At 59.0% G+C, this 19,706-nt stretch carries 16 protein-coding genes; 5 read left to right on the top strand and 11 right to left on the bottom strand.

The features are described from left to right. Positions 1 to 9: 9 nt before the first annotated feature. The 3 genes from efeO to putP all read right to left on the bottom strand — a co-directional run bounded on the left by efeO (position 10) and on the right by putP (position 3,741). Positions 10 to 1,146 (bottom strand): iron uptake system protein EfeO, encoded by a 1,137-nt coding sequence (gene efeO / locus V8N38_RS14785; protein ID WP_047730479.1) that lies wholly within the window; start codon positions 1,144 to 1,146, stop codon positions 10 to 12. Between the two features lie 20 nt (positions 1,147 to 1,166). Continuing rightward, positions 1,167 to 2,012, bottom strand: coding sequence for an iron uptake transporter permease EfeU (gene efeU / locus V8N38_RS14790; RefSeq protein ID WP_060423658.1), 846 nt, complete (start codon positions 2,010 to 2,012; stop codon positions 1,167 to 1,169). Positions 2,013 to 2,256: 244 nt separating this feature from the next. Continuing rightward, entirely contained in the window at positions 2,257 to 3,741 is a 1,485-nt protein-coding gene (gene putP / locus V8N38_RS14795; RefSeq protein ID WP_060439729.1) for a sodium/proline symporter PutP, read from the bottom strand. Positions 3,742 to 4,312: 571 nt separating this feature from the next. On the opposite strand from putP, the gene putA reads away from it, so the two are divergent. Next, the gene (putA, locus tag V8N38_RS14800) at positions 4,313 to 8,284 is read left to right on the top strand and encodes a trifunctional transcriptional regulator/proline dehydrogenase/L-glutamate gamma-semialdehyde dehydrogenase (protein ID WP_055312424.1); all 3,972 of its coding nucleotides are present in this window, start codon (positions 4,313 to 4,315) and stop codon (positions 8,282 to 8,284) included. 336 nt (positions 8,285 to 8,620) lie between these two features. On the opposite strand, the gene tcyN is transcribed toward putA, so the two are convergent. The 7 genes from tcyN to V8N38_RS14840 form a co-directional block, all read right to left on the bottom strand. Then, on the bottom strand, positions 8,621 to 9,373 hold the full coding sequence (gene tcyN / locus V8N38_RS14810; protein ID WP_060424097.1) for an L-cystine ABC transporter ATP-binding protein TcyN: 753 nt from the start codon (positions 9,371 to 9,373) through the stop codon (positions 8,621 to 8,623). Between the two features lie 3 nt (positions 9,374 to 9,376). Next, positions 9,377 to 10,039, bottom strand: coding sequence for a cystine ABC transporter permease (gene tcyL / locus V8N38_RS14815; protein ID WP_025303237.1), 663 nt, complete (start codon positions 10,037 to 10,039; stop codon positions 9,377 to 9,379). Beyond that, complete coding sequence (gene tcyJ / locus V8N38_RS14820; protein ID WP_049197982.1) at positions 10,039 to 10,839, bottom strand: cystine ABC transporter substrate-binding protein; 801 nt, start codon at positions 10,837 to 10,839, stop codon at positions 10,039 to 10,041. The genes tcyL and tcyJ overlap by 1 nt, the downstream gene beginning before the upstream one ends. A gap of 115 nt (positions 10,840 to 10,954) precedes the next feature. Then, positions 10,955 to 11,947 (bottom strand): D-cysteine desulfhydrase, encoded by a 993-nt coding sequence (locus V8N38_RS14825; protein ID WP_025303239.1) that lies wholly within the window; start codon positions 11,945 to 11,947, stop codon positions 10,955 to 10,957. Between the two features lie 125 nt (positions 11,948 to 12,072). Then, a complete protein-coding gene (gene fliZ / locus V8N38_RS14830; protein ID WP_025303240.1) occupies positions 12,073 to 12,582 on the bottom strand; it encodes a flagella biosynthesis regulatory protein FliZ in 510 nt (169 codons plus the stop codon). Positions 12,583 to 12,637: 55 nt separating this feature from the next. After that, a complete protein-coding gene (locus V8N38_RS14835) occupies positions 12,638 to 13,360 on the bottom strand; it encodes an RNA polymerase sigma factor FliA (RefSeq protein WP_004934752.1) in 723 nt (240 codons plus the stop codon). 182 nt (positions 13,361 to 13,542) lie between these two features. Then, a complete protein-coding gene (locus tag V8N38_RS14840; protein WP_147839811.1) occupies positions 13,543 to 14,604 on the bottom strand; it encodes a FliC/FljB family flagellin in 1,062 nt (353 codons plus the stop codon). A gap of 281 nt (positions 14,605 to 14,885) precedes the next feature. Between V8N38_RS14840 and fliD the strand changes: the two genes are divergently transcribed. The 4 genes from fliD to V8N38_RS14860 all read left to right on the top strand — a co-directional run bounded on the left by fliD (position 14,886) and on the right by V8N38_RS14860 (position 18,260). Beyond that, the gene (gene fliD / locus V8N38_RS14845) at positions 14,886 to 16,286 is read left to right on the top strand and encodes a flagellar filament capping protein FliD (protein ID WP_147839810.1); all 1,401 of its coding nucleotides are present in this window, start codon (positions 14,886 to 14,888) and stop codon (positions 16,284 to 16,286) included. Positions 16,287 to 16,312: 26 nt separating this feature from the next. After that, positions 16,313 to 16,723: a flagellar export chaperone FliS gene (gene fliS / locus V8N38_RS14850; protein WP_038876901.1), complete on the top strand. Its 411-nt coding sequence runs from the start codon at positions 16,313 to 16,315 to the stop codon at positions 16,721 to 16,723. Continuing rightward, positions 16,723 to 17,091 carry a flagella biosynthesis regulatory protein FliT gene (fliT, locus tag V8N38_RS14855; RefSeq protein ID WP_038876898.1) on the top strand — a complete coding sequence of 123 codons (369 nt, stop codon included), beginning with the start codon at positions 16,723 to 16,725 and terminating at the stop codon, positions 17,089 to 17,091. The genes fliS and fliT overlap by 1 nt, the downstream gene beginning before the upstream one ends. 308 nt (positions 17,092 to 17,399) lie before the next feature. Next, positions 17,400 to 18,260 (top strand): helix-turn-helix transcriptional regulator, encoded by an 861-nt coding sequence (locus tag V8N38_RS14860; protein WP_060420825.1) that lies wholly within the window; start codon positions 17,400 to 17,402, stop codon positions 18,258 to 18,260. A 478-nt stretch (positions 18,261 to 18,738) separates the two neighbouring features. Here the strand turns inward: V8N38_RS14860 and V8N38_RS14865 are convergent, their stop codons facing one another. After that, positions 18,739 to 19,668 (bottom strand): LysR family transcriptional regulator, encoded by a 930-nt coding sequence (locus V8N38_RS14865; RefSeq protein ID WP_147839809.1) that lies wholly within the window; start codon positions 19,666 to 19,668, stop codon positions 18,739 to 18,741. Positions 19,669 to 19,706: the final 38 nt, after the last annotated feature.

A 19,706-nucleotide genomic window follows, 5' to 3' on the forward strand; every position in this document is an offset into this window, starting at 1 on the left:
CCTTATGCCTCAGTCCAGACCCAATACGCCGCGCAGTTGGGAAAGGTCTTCCGCCAGCGTGGTGATCGGCCCTTTCAACGCATTGCGGTCGGCATCGGTCAGCTTCTCATAGGACTCATACCCCTCTTTGGTTTGGTACTTCGCCAAAATGGTGTCGACGGTTTTGAAGTTGGCGTCGATCTTGTCCAGCAGCGGCTTGTTGGCCTTGACCAACAGCGGGCGCAGCAGGTTGACGATCTTCTGCGCGCCGTCGACGTTGGCCTGGAAATCCCACAGGTCGGTGCGGCTGTAACGGTCTTCTTCACCGCTGATCTTGCTGGCCGCCACTTCTTCGATCAGCCCGGCTGCGCCGCCCACCACCTTGCTCGGCGGGAAGGTCAGTTCACCCACGCGTTTTTGCAGTTCAACGGTGTCGTGATACAGACGATCGGCATATTTGCCCATGTCTTTGGTCGAGTTGTCGGCAAACAGCGCCTTCTCCAGACGGTGGAAGCCGGTAAAGTTCGGATCCGCCGATTTCTTCTCGTAGTCGTCCTCACGGGCGTCAATGCTGCCGTCCAGATCGGAGAACAGCTCGGCGATCGGCTCGATGCGCTCATAGTGCTGGCGGGTCGGCGCGTACAGCTTGCGCGCTTGCTCCACGTTGCCGGCCTTCACCGCGTCAGTGAACAGCTTGGTCTGTTTCACCAGCCCGTCGACTTCTTTGATAACGTAGACTTTGTATTCGGCGATCGGGCCAACCAGATCCAGCGCGTTCGGTTTGCCGTCGGTGGCACCGTTGGTGGCTGCGGTGACGGTCAGTTTGCCTTTCGGGTTGCTGAGCAACCCGCAGGTCATGTCGTATTCGCCCGCTTCCAGCGTGGCGGTCATTTTCTGGGTGAAGCCCGGCGCGATGTTTTCGCGCTCTTCCACCACCATCACCCCTTTCAGGATTTCCCATTCGACGTTTTTCTGGCTGGTGTTATGCACCACAAACTGCGTCTTGCCGGCCGGCACCGTCAGCTGCATCGGTTCGCACTGCTTGTCGTTGACCGTGACCTTGACCTGCGGCACGTCCGCCGCCAACGCGTCGATGCTCAGCGCAAACGCCGGGATAGCCAGTAATGCTGCGTGCAACGCCTTGCGGCGAAATAACGGAGTAGACATACGAGATTCCCTATTAAACATTAATGATTGATTTTACGTTGCGCCGGGGCCGCTGCCGGCTCCGCGCGCTGCGGCAGGAAAAAGAAAATCAGCGCCGGGATCAGATACAGGAAATAGACGGCCACTTCGCTGACCGTTGGCGCTTCCTGATAACCGAGAATACCTTCCAGCAGGGTGCCGAACAGCGAATGGGTCGACAGGGTGCTGCTGAAATCGAAGGCGATGTCCTGGAAGTGGTTCCACAGGCCGGCTTCGTGGAAGGCGCGAATCGCCCCGGCGGCCAGGCCGGCGGCAACGAACAGAATGAACAGGCTGGTCCATTTGAAAAACTTGGCCAGGTGCAGCTTCACCCCGCCCCAATAAATCATCATGCCCAGCACGATGGCGGCCACCAGGCCGAGCACCGCGCCGATCGGCGCCGCGGCGCCCACGTCTTGCTGGAACGCCGCCAGCAGGAAGAACACCGACTCCAGCCCTTCGCGCGCCACGGCGAAGAACACCATCGCCACCAGCGCCCAACCCTGCCCTTTACCGGCGCTGAGCGCCTGATCGATCGCCCCTTCCAGATGCACCTTGACCGACTTGGACACCTTACGCATCCAGAACACCATATAGGTGAGGATCACCACCGCCACCACCGCCACAATGCCCTCGAACAGCTCCTGCTGTTTCTGCGGGAACTCGCCGGTGGTTTCATTGATGAAGATACCGAGCGCCAGACACAACGCCGCAGCGACAATCACGCCGATCCACACCGCGCCCAGCCATTGGCTGCGCTGCGTGCGCTTCAGGTAGCTGGCGATCAGGCTGACGATCAGCGCGGCCTCCAGCCCCTCACGGAACATGATAAGAAAGGGAACGAACATAAATAATCACCCCTGAAAAGACCGCGGCGGCAGAGACGGTGCTTGCGAAATGAGCCGCGGCGACTATGTAAAGAAACGTAAAAACCAACGAGAGTGATTATCATTCTGCCAAGAATAAATACAAGAGGCATGACGGTGATTTTTTCTAATCAAATGTCGCCAGGTGTTACAGCCGGATGACGGCGATCGGCAGGCAAAAAAAGGGGCGCTCTGCGCGCCCCTTACCGACTGACATCGAACGGCGTTACACCGTTTTGTACTCGGCTTCCGCCTGATCGAAACGCTCGGTCACGGTGGTGGAAGGCTGGCGGCCCATCAGGCTCACCACCACGATGGCAAGGCAACCCAGGATGAAGCCCGGGATGATTTCATACAGCCCCAGCCATTCGTACTGTTTCCAGACGATCACCGTCACCGCACCGACCAGCATACCGGCCAGCGCGCCGTTGCGGGTCATGCGCGACCACATCACCGAAATCAGCACCACCGGACCGAAGGCGGCGCCGAAACCGGCCCAGGCGTAGCTCACCAGGCCCAGCACGCGGTTCTCCGGATTGGCCGCCAGCGCGATGGCGATCAACGCCACCACCAGCACCATCACGCGGCCGACCCACACCAGCTCGCGCTGGCTGGCGCCTTTACGCAGGAACGCCTTGTACAGGTCTTCGGTGATCGCGCTGGAGCACACCAGCAGCTGGCAGCTCAGGGTACTCATGACCGCCGCCAGAATCGCCGACAGCAGCACGCCCGCTACCCATGGGTTGAACAGCAGCATCGCCAGTTCGATGAACACGCGTTCCCCGTTCTTCGACACGTTACCGGCTTGATCCGGGTTGTTGGCGAAGTAAGCAATACCGAAGAAACCGACGGCGATGGTGCCGGCCAGGCACAGGATCATCCAGGTCATGCTGATGCGACGCGCGCTGCGGATGGTGCGGTGAGAATCCGCCGCCATGAAACGCGCCAGGATGTGCGGCTGACCGAAGTAGCCCAGGCCCCACCCCAGCAGCGACAGGATGGCGACGAAGTTCAGCCCTTTCAGCATGTCGAGGTTGGCCGGGTTCTGCGCCTGGATCACCAGCATCGAGGTATCGATGCCGCCGACGGCAAAGATCACGATCACCGGCGTCAGGATCAGCGCGAAAATCATCAGGCTGGCCTGCACGGTGTCGGTCCAGCTTACCGCCAGGAAACCGCCGATAAAGGTGTAGAGGATGGTCGCCGCGGCGCCGGCCCACAGGGCGGTTTCGTAGCTCATGCCGAAGGTGCTTTCGAACAGGCGCGCGCCGGCTACGATGCCGGAGGCGCAGTAAATGGTGAAGAACACCAGGATGACGATGGCCGAGATCACGCGCAGCAGCTTGCTGTTGTCTTCAAAGCGGCTGGTGAAATAATCCGGCAGCGTCAGGGCGTTGTTGTTGGCTTCGGTATGTACGCGCAGCCTTCCTGCCACCAGCTTCCAGTTCAGGTAAGCGCCGATGGTCAGGCCGATAGCGATCCAGCTTTCGGAGATGCCGGAGAGGAAGATGGCGCCCGGCAGGCCCATCAGCAACCAGCCGCTCATGTCGGAAGCGCCGGCGGACAGCGCGGTCACCACGCTGCCCAAACTGCGGCCGCCGAGAATATAGTCATCAAAGTTGTTGGTTGCCCGGTAGGCAAGCAGGCCGATCAGCACCATCCCGAAAATGTACACCAGGAAGGTCACCAGCATAGGTGTGCTCATTGTCATTTAATTCTCCACTTTCATTATTATTCGCGTTTCGCTCCGGCCAAGCCGGCGCCGGTAAATCCACGCGCAATGCATTTCACTGGCCGCCGCGCCGGAACGTGGCGCAGCCTGCGAGCAAGTGCAGGTAAAATAGTTTCTGCCCGTAATTGTTGACCGTCGGTTATCCTAGATGAGCCTTTCATCAACCAACAAGATATTTAACAACAAAGTTACACAAAGTTTACCCTGCGTCACATTTACCGGGCTCAAAGGTTGCACTCACGACAAGCAAAATGAGTTGCACCTGGTTATTACCCTTATATACCGCAAGGTAAAGCGTCTGCGGCAGCATAAACCCCGACGCATTCGCTCAATAACGCAACATTCGTGCCAACTGGCCATGTTAAAAAATCGATGAAACTCACACTTCGCTCATCAGCCTGATTTAACAAGGTTGCACAAAGTTGCAACATGCAGGATATTGTCTGCATTCTTGACACCACACATCTCACGAACCTATCCCAACAGGCTTTCCGGCCTGCTGTTTGTCTAGCCTGATGGGATAGGTTCTAAACACAGGAGTTGGATTGGCATGGGCACTACCACAATGGGCGTGAAACTCGACGAGGCAACACGCGACCGGATCAAGAGCGCCGCACAGCGCATCGATCGCACGCCGCACTGGCTCATCAAGCAGGCCATCTTTAATTACCTCGAGCGTCTCGAGAGCGGTTCCGATATTCCTGAAATTCCAGCGCTGGCCGCTGCGGGCCAGCCTGAAGCGGACGACATTATGCCGCAAGCGCAGGAAGAGTCACACCAGCCATTCCTCGATTTTGCCGAACAAATTCTGCCGCAGTCGGTTACCCGCGCCGCCATCACCGCCGCCTATCGTCGTCCGGAGACCGAAGCGGTGCCGATGTTGCTCGAACAGGCGCGATTACCCGCCGATCTTGCACAGGCCACTCACAAAATGGCCTATGGTATCGCCGAGAAGTTGCGTAACCAAAAAAGTGCAAACGGCCGCGCCGGCATGGTGCAAGGCCTGCTGCAAGAGTTCTCCCTCTCTTCGCAGGAAGGCGTGGCGCTGATGTGCCTGGCGGAAGCGCTGCTGCGCATTCCGGACAAACCGACCCGCGATGCCCTGATCCGCGACAAGATCAGCAACGGCAACTGGCACTCGCACCTCGGGCGCAGCCCGTCGCTGTTCGTCAACGCCGCGACCTGGGGCTTGCTGTTCACCGGCAAGCTGGTGTCCACGCATAACGAAGCCAATCTGTCCCGTTCGCTGAACCGCATTATCGGCAAGAGCGGCGAACCGCTGATCCGCAAAGGCGTGGACATGGCGATGCGCCTGATGGGCGAACAGTTCGTGACCGGCGAAACCATCGCCGAAGCGCTGGCCAACGCGCGCAAGCTCGAAGAAAAAGGCTTCCGCTACTCCTACGACATGCTGGGCGAAGCCGCCCTGACCGAAGCCGACGCGCAGGCCTACCTGGTTTCCTACCAGCAGGCGATCCACGCCATCGGCAAAGCCTCCAACGGCCGCGGCATCTATGAAGGCCCCGGCATCTCCATCAAGCTGTCCGCCCTGCACCCGCGCTACAGCCGCGCGCAGTACGAACGCGTCATGGAAGAGCTCTACCCGCGCCTGCTGTCGCTGACCCTGCAGGCACGCCAGTACGATATCGGCATCAACATCGACGCCGAAGAGGCCGACCGCCTGGAGATCTCGCTCGATCTGCTGGAGAAGCTGTGCTTCGAACCGCAGCTGGCCGGCTGGAACGGCATCGGTTTCGTGATCCAGGCCTACCAAAAACGCTGTCCGTTCGCCATCGACGCGGTGATCGACATGGCGCAACGCAGCCGCCGTCGCCTGATGATCCGTCTGGTGAAGGGCGCCTACTGGGACAGCGAAATCAAACGCGCCCAGATGGACGGCCTGGAAGGCTACCCGGTCTACACCCGCAAGGTCTATACCGACGTTTCTTACCTGGCCTGCGCCCGCAAGCTGCTGTCGGTGCCGAACCTGATTTATCCGCAGTTCGCGACCCACAACGCCCATACCCTGAGCGCCATCTATCATCTGGCCGGCAACAACTACTACCCTGGCCAGTATGAGTTCCAGTGCCTGCACGGCATGGGTGAGCCGCTGTACGAGCAGGTGGTGGGTAAAGTGGCCGACGGCAAACTGAACCGCCCTTGCCGCATCTATGCGCCGGTCGGCACCCATGAAACGCTGCTGGCTTACCTGGTGCGCCGCCTGCTGGAAAACGGCGCCAACACCTCGTTCGTCAACCGCATCGCCGATGCCACCCTGCCGCTCGACGAGCTGGTGGCCGATCCGGTCAGCGCCGTGGAAGCGCTGGCAGCCAGCGAAGGCCAGATTGGCCTGCCGCATCCGCGCATTCCGCTGCCGCGCGAGCTGTACGGCGAGAAACGCACTAACTCCAGCGGTCTGGATCTGTCCAACGAACAGCGTCTGGCCTCGCTCTCCAGCGCCCTGCTCACCAGCGCCAGCCATCCGTGGCGCGCGGAACCTATCATCGACGCCGAATTGGATCAGGGCGTGGAGCAACCGGTGATTAACCCGGCCGAGCCGGGCGATGTGGTCGGCTACGTGCGTGAAGCCACCGAAGGCGAAGTCAGCCGTGCGCTCGACGCCGCCGCGGCCGCCGGCCCAATCTGGTTCGCTACGCCGCCGACGGAGCGCGCCGCGATCCTCGAACGCGCCGCCGAGTTGATGGAGAGTCAGCTGCAAAGCCTGCTGGGCATTCTGGTGCGTGAAGCGGGTAAAACCTTCAACAACGCCATCGCCGAAGTGCGCGAAGCGGTGGACTTCCTGCACTACTACGCCGGCCAGGTACGCGACGATTTCGCCAACGACAGCCACCGTCCGCTGGGCCCAGTGGTCTGCATCAGCCCGTGGAACTTCCCGCTGGCGATCTTCACCGGCCAAATCGCCGCGGCGCTGGCGGCGGGCAACAGCGTGCTGGCCAAACCGGCCGAGCAAACGCCGCTGGTCGCCGCGCAGGCGGTGCGCATCCTGCTGGAAGCCGGCATTCCGCAAGGCGTGCTGCAGCTGCTGCCGGGCCAGGGTGAAACCGTTGGCTCAACGCTGGTCAACGATGCCCGCGTCCGCGGCGTGATGTTTACCGGCTCCACCGACGTCGCCGGCATTCTGCAGCGCAGCATCGCCGGTCGCCTGGATCCGCAAGGCCGTCCGACGCCGCTGATCGCCGAAACCGGCGGCCTGAACGCCATGATCGTCGACTCTTCGGCCCTGACCGAACAAGTCGTCACCGACGTGGTGGCCTCCGCCTTCGACAGCGCCGGCCAGCGCTGCTCCGCGCTGCGTATCCTGTGCATTCAGGAAGACGTGGCCGAGCACACGCTGCAAATGCTGCGCGGCGCGATGGCCGAATGCCGCATGGGTAACCCGGAGCGCCTGTCTACCGACGTAGGCCCGGTGATCGACGCCGAAGCCAAAACCGGCATCGAACGCCACATCCAGGCGATGCGCGCCAAAGGCCGCAAGGTGTACCAGGCCGCCAAAGGCAGCGCGCAGGATGAGAAAGAGTGGGCGCGCGGCACCTTCATCAAACCGACGCTGATCGAACTCGACAGCTTCGACGAGCTGCAAAAAGAGATCTTTGGCCCGGTGCTGCACGTGGTGCGCTTCCAGCGCAACAATTTGGACGCGCTGGTCGATCAGATCAACGCCGCCGGTTATGGCCTGACGCTGGGCATTCACACCCGTATCGATGAAACCATCGCCCGGGTGACCGAACGCGCCAAGGTCGGCAACCTGTACGTCAACCGTAACATGGTTGGCGCGGTGGTCGGCGTGCAGCCGTTCGGCGGCGAAGGCCTGTCGGGCACCGGCCCGAAAGCCGGCGGCCCGCTGTACCTGTACCGTCTGCTGGCTAACCGTCCGGACGACGCGCTGCAGCGTACGCTGCACCGTCAGGACGACGAGCGCCCGATGGAAGCCACCGCGCGGCCGCAGCTGTTGGGCGCGCTGCAATCGCTGGAGAAATGGGCGGTCACCAGCCAACACGGCGAACTGGCGGCATTGGCGCAGCGCTATGCGGAGCTGGGCCAGGGCGGCACCGTACGTCCGCTGCCGGGCCCGACCGGCGAGCGCAATACCTATGCCCTGCTGCCGCGTGAACGCGTGCTGTGCCTGGCGGATAACGAAGCCGACGCGCTGATCCAGTTGGCCGCCGTGCTGGCGGTCGGCAGCAGCGCGCTGTGGCCGGAAGCGGAACTGCAGCGCAATCTGTTCCGCCGCTTGCCGAACGATGTGCAGGCGCGCATCGCCTTCAGCAAAGACTGGCAGCAGGACAAGGTCGAGTTCGACGCCGCCATCTACCACGGCGATGCCGACCAGCTGCGCACCCTGTGCGAGCAGATCGCGCAGCGCGGCGGCGCCATCGTCTCGGTGCAGGGCTTCGCTCACGGTGAAACCAACATCCTGTTGGAACGCCTGCTGATCGAGCGTTCGCTGAGCGTCAACACCGCCGCCGCCGGCGGTAACGCCAGCCTGATGACCATCGGTTAACGCATCGTCAAGGCGGCCATGCATGGCCGCCTGATTGGCTCACCGCTACGCAAACCCTGCACGTGTGCAGGGTTTTTTATTGCCCGCAGCCCGGTCAGCCGTTAGCGTCTTGCTATCCTGGCATGAGGATGCGGCGCCTCATGGGCGATAACAACAGGGTGAACTCAGAACGAATTAGTCTGCTTGCAAACCGTGGCAGAACGCTACTCGTCGCATTGCCTCTCGGGTTCAGTAACATCCGGGATACGGTAGTCGCAGCGGATTTCTCGCCGCCGCCGCGCGAAACGCATTGTTGAAAAAGGAGTGAATGCGAACGGGGGAAGCTCCCCCGCCGTCTTATTGATTCAAGAATTTGTCGAGGAATTGCTGAGTGCGCTGGTGCTGCGGGTTGGCGAACAGCGCTTTGGCCGGGCCCTGTTCAACGATGCGGCCGTGGTCCATAAAGATAACCCGGTCCGCCACGTCGCGGGCAAAGCTCATCTCATGGGTGACGATCACCATGGTCCGTTTCTCTTCCGCCAATGAGCGCATGGTATTGAGCACTTCCCCCACCAGCTCGGGATCGAGCGCCGACGTCGGCTCATCGAACAGAATCACCTCCGGCTGCATCGCCAGCGCGCGCGCAATAGCCACCCGCTGCTGTTGACCGCCGGACAGCCGCCGCGGATACGCCTGCTCTTTGCCGCTTAGCCCCACCTTGGCCAGCAACGCGCGGGCGCGCTGTTCCGCGCTGGCTTTCGCCTCGCCCTTGACGACCACCGGCCCTTCGATGATGTTTTCCAACACCGAACGGTGCGGGAACAGGTTGAAGTTCTGGAACACGAAACCGACCTGCTGGCGCAGAGCCCGCACCTGATTTTTCTGTTTGCTCAGCGGCTTGCTGCCGTCGATCAGGATATCGCCGACGCGAATGGTGCCGGAATCCGGCTCCTCCAGCAGGTTAATGCAGCGCAATAAGGTGGTTTTCCCCGAGCCGCTCGGCCCGATGATCGCCACCACTTCGCCGGCGTCCACCGCCAGATCGATCCCATGCAGCACCGTCTGACCCTTAAACTGCTTGGTCAATTGCTTAACTTCGATGGCACTCATGCGCTACTCCTGATCCTGGCGATTAACGTGGGCTTCCAGACGGTTTTGCAGCGCGGAAAGCAGGGTCGCCATCACCCAGTAAATCAGCGATGCCGCCAGGTACATGGTGAACACTTCCAGCGTGCGCGAGGTGATCAGCTGCGCCTGACGGAACAGTTCCGGCACCTGAATGGTGGCGGCCAGCGAGGTGTCTTTCACCAGGCCGATGAAGCTGTTGCCCAGCGGCGGCAAGGCGGTGCGCGCCGCCTGCGGCAGGATCACTCGGCGCAGGGTTTGCCAACGGGTCATGCCGATGCTGGCGGCGGCTTCCCACTGCCCTTTGTCGATCGACGAAATCGCCGCACGCAGCGTTTCCGAGGTGTAGGCGGCGGTATTGAGCGACAGGCCAATCAGCGCCGCCGGGAAAGGATCGAACTCGATGCCGAACTGCGGCAGACCGTAATAGATCATAAACAGCTGGGCGATCAACGGCGTACCGCGGAACAGCGATACGTAGATACGCGACAACCACGACAGCGGCCACAGCGGCGAAAGGCGCATCAGCGCCAGCAGAAAACCGAGCAGCAACCCCAACGCCATGCCGCCCAGGCTGAGCTGAAGCGTCAGTATTGCGCCCTTCAATAAAAATGGCGCTGAATCCAGCGCCAGTTGAATACTTTCGTGCATTATTTAGTTACGTCCGCGCCAAACCATTTCTCGGAGATCTTCGCCATCGTGCCGTCTTTTTGCATCTCGGCGATCGCCTGGTCAATCGCGGCCAGCAGCTCTGGGTTGTTCTTGCGCAGCGCCACGCCGGACTCCTGACGAGAGAACGCCGGGCCGGCTACCGCCAACGTATCGCCGGTTTTCTTCACCAGATCCAGCGCCGCCAGGCGATCCACCAGAATGGCGTTGATGCGGCCAACGCGCAGATCCTGATACTTGGTCGGGTCGTCGTCGTAGGTACGCACGTCCACGCCCTGCACATTCGCGCGCAGCCATTGCTCATAGTTGGTGCCCAGGCCCACGCCGACCTTCTTGCCCTTCAGGTCTTCCGGCTTGGTGATGGTGCCTTCGTTGCCTTTTTTCACCAGCGCCTGAATACCGGAAACGGTGTAAGGGGTGGAGAAGTCATATTTCTTCTTGCGCTCATCGGAGAGCGTCACCTGGTTGATGACCACGTCGATGCGCTTCGAATCCAGCGAAGCCAGCATGCCGTCCCACTTGGTCGGGTTCAGCTTGGCCTTCACGCCCAAGTGTTCCGCCAGCGCGTTGGCGAAATCCACTTCGAAACCGGTCAGCTTGCCGTCTTCCCCCTGGAAGCTGAACGGCGGATAGGTGCCTTCCAGGCCGACGATCAGCGTGCCGCGCTGCTTCACCTGCTGCAGCAGATTGTCGGCAGCGTAGGTTTGGGTCGCCAAACCGGCGGCCAACGCGACGCCCACCACGCCCAACAGCCATTGACGACGAACTTTTGCAAACATCATAAACACCCCTGTGTGTTATTTATCTTTTTTGATATCAGCACTTTAACAGTGCGACCGCCCGCATAAAGGAATATAACTTTATAAATATAGTTCAAAATGGAATAACAAGCGGTGTTTACACCTGTGGATGGTAGGCGAACAGCGCCGGCGCGCCGCCGGTGTGAACGAACAGAATAGGGCCTTCATCGCGGAAGCGCCGCTGGGCGATGCCGTCAATCAAACCGGCCATCGCTTTGCCGGTGTACACCGGATCCAGCAATACGCCTTCTTGCTGCGCCAGCAGCTGCACCGCCGCCATGCCCTCTTCGTTCGGCATGCCGTATTGCGGCGCGAAGTAATCGTCCCACAGCGCGATCGGCGCCAGTTCGTCGATATTCAGCGAACAGGCCAGAGCTTTCTGGATCTGCTCCACCTTCGGCAGCTGATCGATCACGGTACGCGAGACGGTCACGCCGATCAGTTCGGTTTCCGGCAGCAGCTGCTGCAGCCCCACCGCCAGCCCGGCGTGGGTGCCGGCGCTGCCGGACGCCACCACCACCGAACTGAACGCCACGTTGCTGCGTTGGCTCTGCTCGGCGATTTCCAATGCGCACTGCACGTATCCCAGCGCGCCCAGGGCATTGGAGCCGCCCACCGGCACCACGTAAGGCCGGAAGCCCTGCGCCTCAAGGCGCGTCGCCAGCTCCGCCAGCTGCTGCTGCGGATCGTGCAGCGCTTCGCACATCACCACCTCGGCGTTGAACAGGCCGAGCAACAGGCGGTTGCCGTTGGTGAGGTAGTTTTCCGCGCGGGTGTCGATAGGGTTTTCCAGCAGCGCGACGCAGTGCAGGCCCAGTTTCGCCGCCACCGCCGCCGTCTGGCGCACGTGGTTGGATTGAATGGCGCCGGCGGTGACCAGCGTATCGGCACCCTGACGCAGCGCGTCGGCGGCCAAAAACTCAAGCTTTCTCAGCTTGTTGCCGCCCATGGCCATAGGAGTGACATCGTCACGTTTAAGGTAGATTTCGCGGCCGAGGTAATCGGAGAGACGGGACAGCTTTTCGAGCGGTGTGGCGGTGCCAACCAGATCCAGACGCGGAAATTGCGCCAGTTGTTGTTGCAGGTTCACTACTTCCCCCCAGGGAATCGAATATCAACATCTGATAACCGATAGATTTAGCAGATGTGAACTGAATAATCATCCTTTATCACGGGGGAAACAGCAGGCCCCGGCCCAACGGCCGGGGAAAAATCTCAGTAGCTGCGCTGCCAGGCGAGATACTGATCGTATTTGCGCAGCGCAATGCGGTAGTTGTTGTGCGCCGCGGTAGGCAGATCGTCGATGATGCGCTGATGGCTGGCGCTGCTGGCGAATTTATCCGCCGGGTAGTTGCGCGCCACCAGCATTTCGTCCAGCCGGCGCAGCCGCACCACATACTCGCGGATGGTGCTGTGGCTCATCTCGGTCTGCTCGAACAGATACTGTTTGAACGCCATGATGTCGAAATAGCTGGGGTGGCTGTTGCAGGAGATCTCGCTGCAGAAGCGGCACAGCGCGGTCAGCTCGTGCTGCACGTTTTGCCAGACCGCATCGTCGATCGGCTGATCCATGCGCGCGATGGCTTCTTTATTGATAATCTTGCCGCGAAACACCAGCGCCATGCGGTCCAACAGTTTGCCGCACTGGGAGCAATGGGTCTGGCTGTGCTTGTAGTCTTTCAGGTAACGGCTAAGCGGCCGTTTCTTCAACAGTATTCCTGGCATAAAGGGCAGTCCGATTGTCGCATGAGTCATCGAGTTGAGGGGCGGTGGGCCGCCGTCAGGTATCGTTCGCCAGCCGCGCGCGCAGCCGTTTGATCGCCTGACTGTGCAGTTGGCTGACGCGGGATTCCCCGACGTCCAGCACGGCGCCGATCTCTTTGAGATTCAACTCTTCCTGGTAATACAGCGTCAGCACCATTTTTTCGCGCTCCGGCAACGCCTCGATGGCGTCGATCACCCGCTGGCGCAGGCTGCCTTCCAACAGGTGATGCAGCGGGTTGGCCTCTTCATGCCCTTCCAGCATCGGTTCCGCGTTCTCGCCATGCTCCTCGCGCCATTCGTCGTAGGAGAAAAGCTGGCTGTTATTGGTGTCCAACAGAATTTGACGGTACTCATCCAGCGAGATATTCAGCGTCTGCGCCACTTCCGTCTCGCTCGCCGGGCGGCCGTAACGCTGTTCCAGTTGCCGCATCACCTGCGCGACTTCGCGCGCATGGCGCCGCACGCTGCGCGGCACCCAGTCGCGGCTGCGCAGCTCGTCGAGCATCGCGCCGCGAATGCGTTGCACCGCATAGGTGGTAAAGGCGGTTCCTTGTAGGGCGTCATAACGCTCAACGGCGTTCAATAGCCCGATTCCCCCGGCCTGCAGCAAGTCGTCAAGCTCCACGCTGGCGGGCAGCCTGACCTGCAGGCGCAACGCCTCGTGGCGCACTAACGGGACGTAGCGCAGCCAGAGAGAATTTTTGTCCATCACGCCTTCGGCGGTATACAGATCGCTCACTATGTCTTAAACCTGCGGATAAGAGAGTCAGCGCTATTATGCGTAGGGGGCGGAATGCCAATCGGCTGAACAGTCGCACAAAACGGGCTTTATTTGCGCCATGTAATAACCGCGCGGTGCGCGAGCATAAAAAAACCCCGCCGAAGCGGGGTTTCTTTGCGACAGTTAATCGGGAGAGACGATTAACGCAGCAGGGACAGCACGTTCTGAGTAGACTGGTTAGCCTGTGCCAGAACAGAGGTGCCAGCCTGTTGCAGGATGTTGGCACGGCTCATGTTGGACACTTCGGTCGCGTAGTCAGCATCCTGGATACGGGACTGAGAAGCGGCCAGGTTGTTCACGGTGCTGTTCAGGTTGTTGATAACAGAATCGAAACGGTTCTGTACCGCACCCAGGGAAGAACGCAGACCGTCAACCTGTGCCAGCGCTTTGTCCAGGGTATCCAGTGGGTTTTTAACGCCAGCGTCAGTACCGGAATCAGTCACTTTACCGTCATCTGCAACAGCAGCTTTGGTGTAAGAAGTTGCGCCAGTAGTCGCATCTTTAGTCGCGATGAAGTAAGCAGATTTGCCGTTTGCATCAGTACCGGAAACCAAAGTTTTGCCTGCAGCCAGACCTGTCACATCAGCAGCTTTTTTAGTTGCGCCAGTGGCGTCGCTGTCAACAGAGATCTGAGTACCGGAAGCGATTTCAGCGCCCGCTTTTGCAGATTTAGTAGTAACGTCGAAAGTATCCAGGCCCAGTTGCTTAGCATCGATTTTTTTCAGGTCGATATCGATGGTTTCGCCGTCGTTAGCGCCAACCTGAATAGTCAGTTTCTGATCGCTGCTCAGCACTTTCACGCCGTTGAAATCGGTCTGCTCGGAGATGCGGTTGATTTCAGCCAGACGCTGAGTGACTTCGTCCTGGATGGATTTCAGGTCGCTGGTGGAGTTAGAACCGTTCAGAGCCTGAGCAGTCAGACGACGGATGTTCTGCAGGTTGTCGTTAACTTCGTTCAGTGCGCCTTCAGTGGTCTGCGCCAGGGAGATACCGTCGTTGGCGTTGCGAGAAGCCTGAGTCAGGCCTTTGATGTTCGCGGTGAAACGGTTGGAGATAGCCTGACCCGCAGCATCGTCTTTCGCGCTGTTGATACGCAGACCGGAAGACAGACGCTCAATCGCAGTGCCCAGAGAAGACTGAGATTTGTTCAGGTTGTTCTGCGCCATCAGAGACAGGCTGTTAGTGTTGATTACTTGTGCCATTGTTTGCTTTCCTTACGAGTCAGTTGCGTTCTTCGCAACACAGTTAAAAGGTTCGGGCTTGTTTGCCCACGGCGTCAACCACCGTCCCCTCAGGTATCGGCCCTCCCCTAACAACCTTTAGCAATTTTTTAAAATTTTTTGCGCTTGCAGCAATGGCGGAAATAACGCGGTTTTTCCCTCCTCTATTGCGCCATCGTTTTTTTGTTTTTTTCGGTAAACTTTTTCACCGCTGGGCCGATAACGCGTAGAGCGAATAAAGTCATCATCAAGGAGAATTACTCATGGCAACGATCAGTTCATTAGGTCTCGGCTCAGGACTCGACCTCAACGGCTTGCTGGATAAGCTGACCAAAGCAGAACAACAGCGCCTGACCCCTTACACCACCAAACAGTCCAGCTACAACGCACAGCTGACCGGTTACGGCACCCTGAAAGGCGCGTTGGAAAAGTTCGATAACATCAGCAAAGAGATGGCGAAAGAAGACTTCTTCAAAGCCACTACCGCCACCGAACACGACGCCTTCAAGATCACCACCAACGCCAAAGCGGTGCCGGGCAACTACGTGGTAGAAGTGAAAAAGTTGGCGCAGGCGCAAACCCTGACCACTCAGGCAAAAGTCAGCGACCAGGGTGCCAAGTTAGGCACCGAAGGCGCCACCGACCGCGCTCTGACCATCACCGCCGGTAACCCACCGAAAGAAACCAAAATCCCGCTCAGCGACGATCAAACCTCACTGCTGGAACTGCGCGACGCCATCAACGGCGCCAAGGCCGGCGTCACCGCCAGCATCATGCGCGTCGGCGATAACGACTATCAGCTGGCAATCAGCTCTTCCACCACCGGTGAAAACAACAAGATTTCTCTGCAGGTCGATAACGACGACAAACTCGGCGATATCCTGAACTACAACGCCACCCGCGGTACCGGCACCGCCATGAAGCAAACGGTCGCGCCGCAAGATGCAGAGTTGATGGTAAACGGCACCGCTATCAAGCGCAGCACCAACTCGATCAGCGATGCCCTGCAGGGCGTCACCATCGATCTGAAGACCAAGACCAAAGATGGCGAGCCGCAAAACCTGGTGATCAGCGCCAACACCGCCGGCACCGCCGACAAAATCAAAGAGTGGGTCGATAGCTATAACTCGCTGCTGGACACCTTTAATTCGCTGACCAAATATACCCCGGTGAAAACCGGCGAAGCGCCAAACCCCAGCAACGGCCCGCTGCTCGGCGACAACACCCTGCGCGGCGTTCAATCTTCGATCAAAAGCGCGCTGAGCGCAGTCCAAGATAACCCGGAGCTGAAAGGCCTGGGCAACCTCGGCATCTCCACCAACACCAAAACCGGCAAGTTGGAAATCGACAGCGCCAAGCTGAAAAAAGCGATGGATGAAAAACCGGATCAAGTCAGCAACTTCTTCGTCGGCAACGGCAAAGACACCGGCATGGCCACCGAGATCCATAACGAGATCCAGAGCTACATCAAATCCGGCGGCATCATCGAGAACTCGACCAAGAGCATCAACACCAACCTCGATCGCCTGAACAGCCAGATCACCACGGTCACGGCCAGCATTCAGAGCACCATCGACCGCTATAAACAGCAGTTCGTTCAGCTGGATACCATGATGTCGAAAATGAACGGCACCAGTAACTATTTGGCTCAACAGTTCAAGTAACCCTTTAACAAGGTAAAGAAAACAGCATGTATAACCGTAGCGGCACTCAGGCCTATGCACAGGTCAGTCTGGAAAGCGGCGCCATGAGCGCCAGCCCGCACCAGTTAATCGTGATGTTGTTCGACGGGGCGCTCAGCGCCCTGCTTCGCGCACGCATCCTGATGAACCAGGGCGATATCGCCGGCAAAGGCCTGGCGCTGTCCAAAGCCATCAACATCATCGACAACGGCCTGAAAGGCGGCCTCGACCCTCAACAGGGCGGCGAGATCGCCGAAAACCTGGCGGCGTTGTACGACTACATGAAGCGTCGGTTAATGCAGGCCAACCTGCATAACGACGAGGCGGCGATCGCCGAAGTGGTCAAACTGCTGGAGAACATCGCCGACGCCTGGCGCCAGATCGGCCCCAACTACCAACCTTCGCAGGACGCCGTGTAATGGAACGTCAACAGCAGCTGTTAGCCGCTTATCAACAAATTTACAGCCTGAGCAGCCAGATGATCGCGCTGGCGCAAACCGGGCGCTGGGAAGAGCTCGTCGAACTCGAATTCGCCTACGTGACGGCGGTGGAAAAAACCGCCGCCTTTACCGGGCAAGCCGGCCCGTCTATGGCCTTGCAGGAGATGCTGCGCAATAAGCTGCAACAGATCCTCGACAACGAAACCGAGCTCAAACGTCTGTTACAGCAGCGCATGGATGAGCTGAAAACGCTGATCGAGCAGTCCACGCGCCAGAACGTGGTCAACAATACCTACGGCCAGTTTCATGACCGCGCGCTGTTGCTGGGGGAACCACAGGTCCGATAAGATCGACAATACTGACGAAAATGGATTAAATAGCACCATGCGCTATTACTCTCGGGTTACGTTAGGATATTAATCTATGGCATTTGAATTATTCAGCTTATGGGTAATTGGTAAAATGCGCGCTTCGAGCCTGGCTCTCACTTTAATGGATAAGCATCATCCCGACACGGACGTTTTCTGTTCAGCAGGAAATTGATTTTTGATAGATAAAACACGCCGCTGTGTTTCACAGCCCATGGAAAAATGTTGCTCCAACGCGGATCAAAGCGTAAAGATATTCCCAGATAATGGCTGCGAAATGAATATCGATGGAACGTACAATTAATCTCTGTCCAGGAATTGGTGCCTCAGCGCACATCGTTCAGCATACTGAATTATTATTCCCTTCAGTCTATTTTGAGCAACCACATCTGTATCTGATACAACAAGGCCATAAGCGCGTACGCTGGCAACAACATGAAGTGGTGGCTCATCCCGGCGAGCTGTTGATTATCGACGGGGGACAAACGGTGGATATTATTAACGGCCCCTCCGAAGAGGGTGTGTTCAGCTGTCAGTTGCTGACCTGCGACCCTCTGTTGCTCACTCTTCAGCCTCCGGCCGAGGAAACGCCGGCGCCGATGCCGTTCGACGCCGTCCTGGCGCTGCGTAATCTGCCCTGCGCCCTGAAGCACAGCTTTGAGACCACCAGCCTGGCGCTGGCGCTCCGGCAGCGTTTTCCCACCATCATCGTGCGGCACAAAATGCTGGAAATTCTGCTGTGGCTGGCCCAGTTCGGCATTCGTTTCATCCACAACGAAGCCAAAGACCTGACGCAGCGTGTGCGCCGCTGCCTGGCAACCGATCCGCACAGCATTTGGACCGCGGCCAAAGTCGCGGAGAGCCTGTCGATGAGTGAAGTGATGCTGCGCCGCAAACTGTCGATGGAAAATACCGCGTTGCGCAACCTGATGATCGACGTGCGCATGAGCAGTGCGCTGGCCCTGCTGCAATCTACCGACTGGCCGATATCCGCCATCGCACAACATGTCGGCTATGAAAGCGCGTCGCGTTTCGCCGAACGTTTTCGCAAGCGCTTCGGCTTTGCGCCGACCGCCATTCGCGGCCACCAAAGGATTATGGAACCTGGCCCCCTGGGGGCCGAAGCGATAGCCGCCGGAGAAACATAAATAGACGCGCAACAAAATGGCTTTATTTAGCACAGGTTCCTAACAGTTGTCACAACGCTGAGATAGGCTACGCAACGTCGAACCGCCGAAGAGCAAATTAAACGATGCGTAATGAAAAGCGATTATTTTCTCTGGCAATAATGTTGTTGGGGCTGTGGCTTTTAGCATTGCTGTATGAAGAAGACATGATGCGCTTACTTGCCGCACAATAAAATGGCCAGGCTTTTATCGCCTGGTCAGACTTCAGTCCAATTTAACCAGAATGCCAATTAATACGGCGAGTACCGTCAGCATTAAAATACTGATCAGACGCCATCTGGATTCGCTTTTCGTGCTCATTGACCTGCCTCGAATAATAACCCTACTAATCAGGCCATAATAAACGGTCACCTGGGCATTCAATAAGCCTGACAGCGCCGTTTTCGTCCCTCTATTCGGTACATTAGCGTCCGTTTCCTGTCAGTTGTGGCTCCGGCCCTTAGCGTTGTGATACCGACGGCGCCACAAGCGCCAATTTCCCCGGCAGCTCCGCCACCAGTTTGTCCACCGCCAGCCGCACCTTGAGCGGCTGGTAAGGCATATAGGGCCATACCACATTCACCGGAAAACTGAGGCTGGACTCACCGCGCATGATCTCCACCAACGTCCCCGCCGCCAACCGATCGCGTACCAGCCACTCCGGCAGCCAGGCAATACCGGCACCGGCGGAAACGGCATCGACGATCCCCTGCATGTCATCCATCATCATCTTGGCCGGTGGCCTGAACGATTGCAGCTCGCCGTTTTCGCCGCGAAGTTGCCAGGGCAACACCGCCCCCGCGTGCAGATACCCCACCGCCTGATGTCGGCTTAACGCGTCCACCGTGCTCGGTTCTCCGCTGCGCCGCAGGTAGTCGGGCGAAGCGCACAGGAGCATGCCGTGTTCACCCAGGCGCCGGGCAACCAGACTGCCGCTGTCCGCCAGCTCGCCGATGCGTACCGCCAGATCGAACCCCTCGTCGACCAGATCGATCCTGCGATCGCTGAACGAGATTTCCAGCGTCAACAACGGATGCTCATTCGCCAGCGCCGTCAGCAAGGGGGCGATGCACAGGTGGCCGAACAACACCGGCACCGAGACCCTGAGCCGGCCGCTGACCTGCATCTTGCCGCTGTCCAGCTGATTTTCCGCCGCCTGTATGTTCGCCAACGCCTGCCGGCAGTGCTCGTAGTAAAGCGCCCCTTCATCCGTCAGGCTCAGGCTGCGCGTAGTGCGCATAAACAACATCACGCCGAGCCGCGCCTCCAGCCGCGACACGATTTTGCTGACCGCGGAGCGCGTCAGATGCAGTTTATCTGCGGCGGCGGCAAAACTGCCGCCTTCCGCCACGGCGACAAAAGCCGGCAGCGCGCTGAGATCGCTTTTCATTTTACCGTTTCCAAATTGGAATCAATTAAGTGAAAACC

This window comes from Serratia nevei (genome assembly GCF_037948395.1).
Lineage (GTDB): Bacteria > Pseudomonadota > Gammaproteobacteria > Enterobacterales > Enterobacteriaceae > Serratia > Serratia nevei.

What these genes read in the sequence shown, in the direction of transcription:
- efeO (WP_047730479.1), bottom strand. Translation starts at nt 1,146, where the DNA reads ATGTCTACTCCGTTATTTCGCCGCAAGGCGTTGCACGCAGCATTACTG.
- efeU (WP_060423658.1), bottom strand. Translation starts at nt 2,012, where the DNA reads ATGTTCGTTCCCTTTCTTATCATGTTCCGTGAGGGGCTGGAGGCCGCG.
- putP (WP_060439729.1), bottom strand. Translation starts at nt 3,741, where the DNA reads ATGACAATGAGCACACCTATGCTGGTGACCTTCCTGGTGTACATTTTC.
- putA (WP_055312424.1), top strand. Translation starts at nt 4,313, where the DNA reads ATGGGCACTACCACAATGGGCGTGAAACTCGACGAGGCAACACGCGAC.
- tcyN (WP_060424097.1), bottom strand. Translation starts at nt 9,373, where the DNA reads ATGAGTGCCATCGAAGTTAAGCAATTGACCAAGCAGTTTAAGGGTCAG.
- tcyL (WP_025303237.1), bottom strand. Translation starts at nt 10,039, where the DNA reads ATGCACGAAAGTATTCAACTGGCGCTGGATTCAGCGCCATTTTTATTG.
- tcyJ (WP_049197982.1), bottom strand. Translation starts at nt 10,839, where the DNA reads ATGATGTTTGCAAAAGTTCGTCGTCAATGGCTGTTGGGCGTGGTGGGC.
- fliZ (WP_025303240.1), bottom strand. Translation starts at nt 12,582, where the DNA reads ATGCCAGGAATACTGTTGAAGAAACGGCCGCTTAGCCGTTACCTGAAA.
- V8N38_RS14840 (WP_147839811.1), bottom strand. Translation starts at nt 14,604, where the DNA reads ATGGCACAAGTAATCAACACTAACAGCCTGTCTCTGATGGCGCAGAAC.
- fliD (WP_147839810.1), top strand. Translation starts at nt 14,886, where the DNA reads ATGGCAACGATCAGTTCATTAGGTCTCGGCTCAGGACTCGACCTCAAC.
- fliS (WP_038876901.1), top strand. Translation starts at nt 16,313, where the DNA reads ATGTATAACCGTAGCGGCACTCAGGCCTATGCACAGGTCAGTCTGGAA.
- fliT (WP_038876898.1), top strand. Translation starts at nt 16,723, where the DNA reads ATGGAACGTCAACAGCAGCTGTTAGCCGCTTATCAACAAATTTACAGC.
- V8N38_RS14860 (WP_060420825.1), top strand. Translation starts at nt 17,400, where the DNA reads ATGGAACGTACAATTAATCTCTGTCCAGGAATTGGTGCCTCAGCGCAC.
- V8N38_RS14865 (WP_147839809.1), bottom strand. Translation starts at nt 19,668, where the DNA reads ATGAAAAGCGATCTCAGCGCGCTGCCGGCTTTTGTCGCCGTGGCGGAA.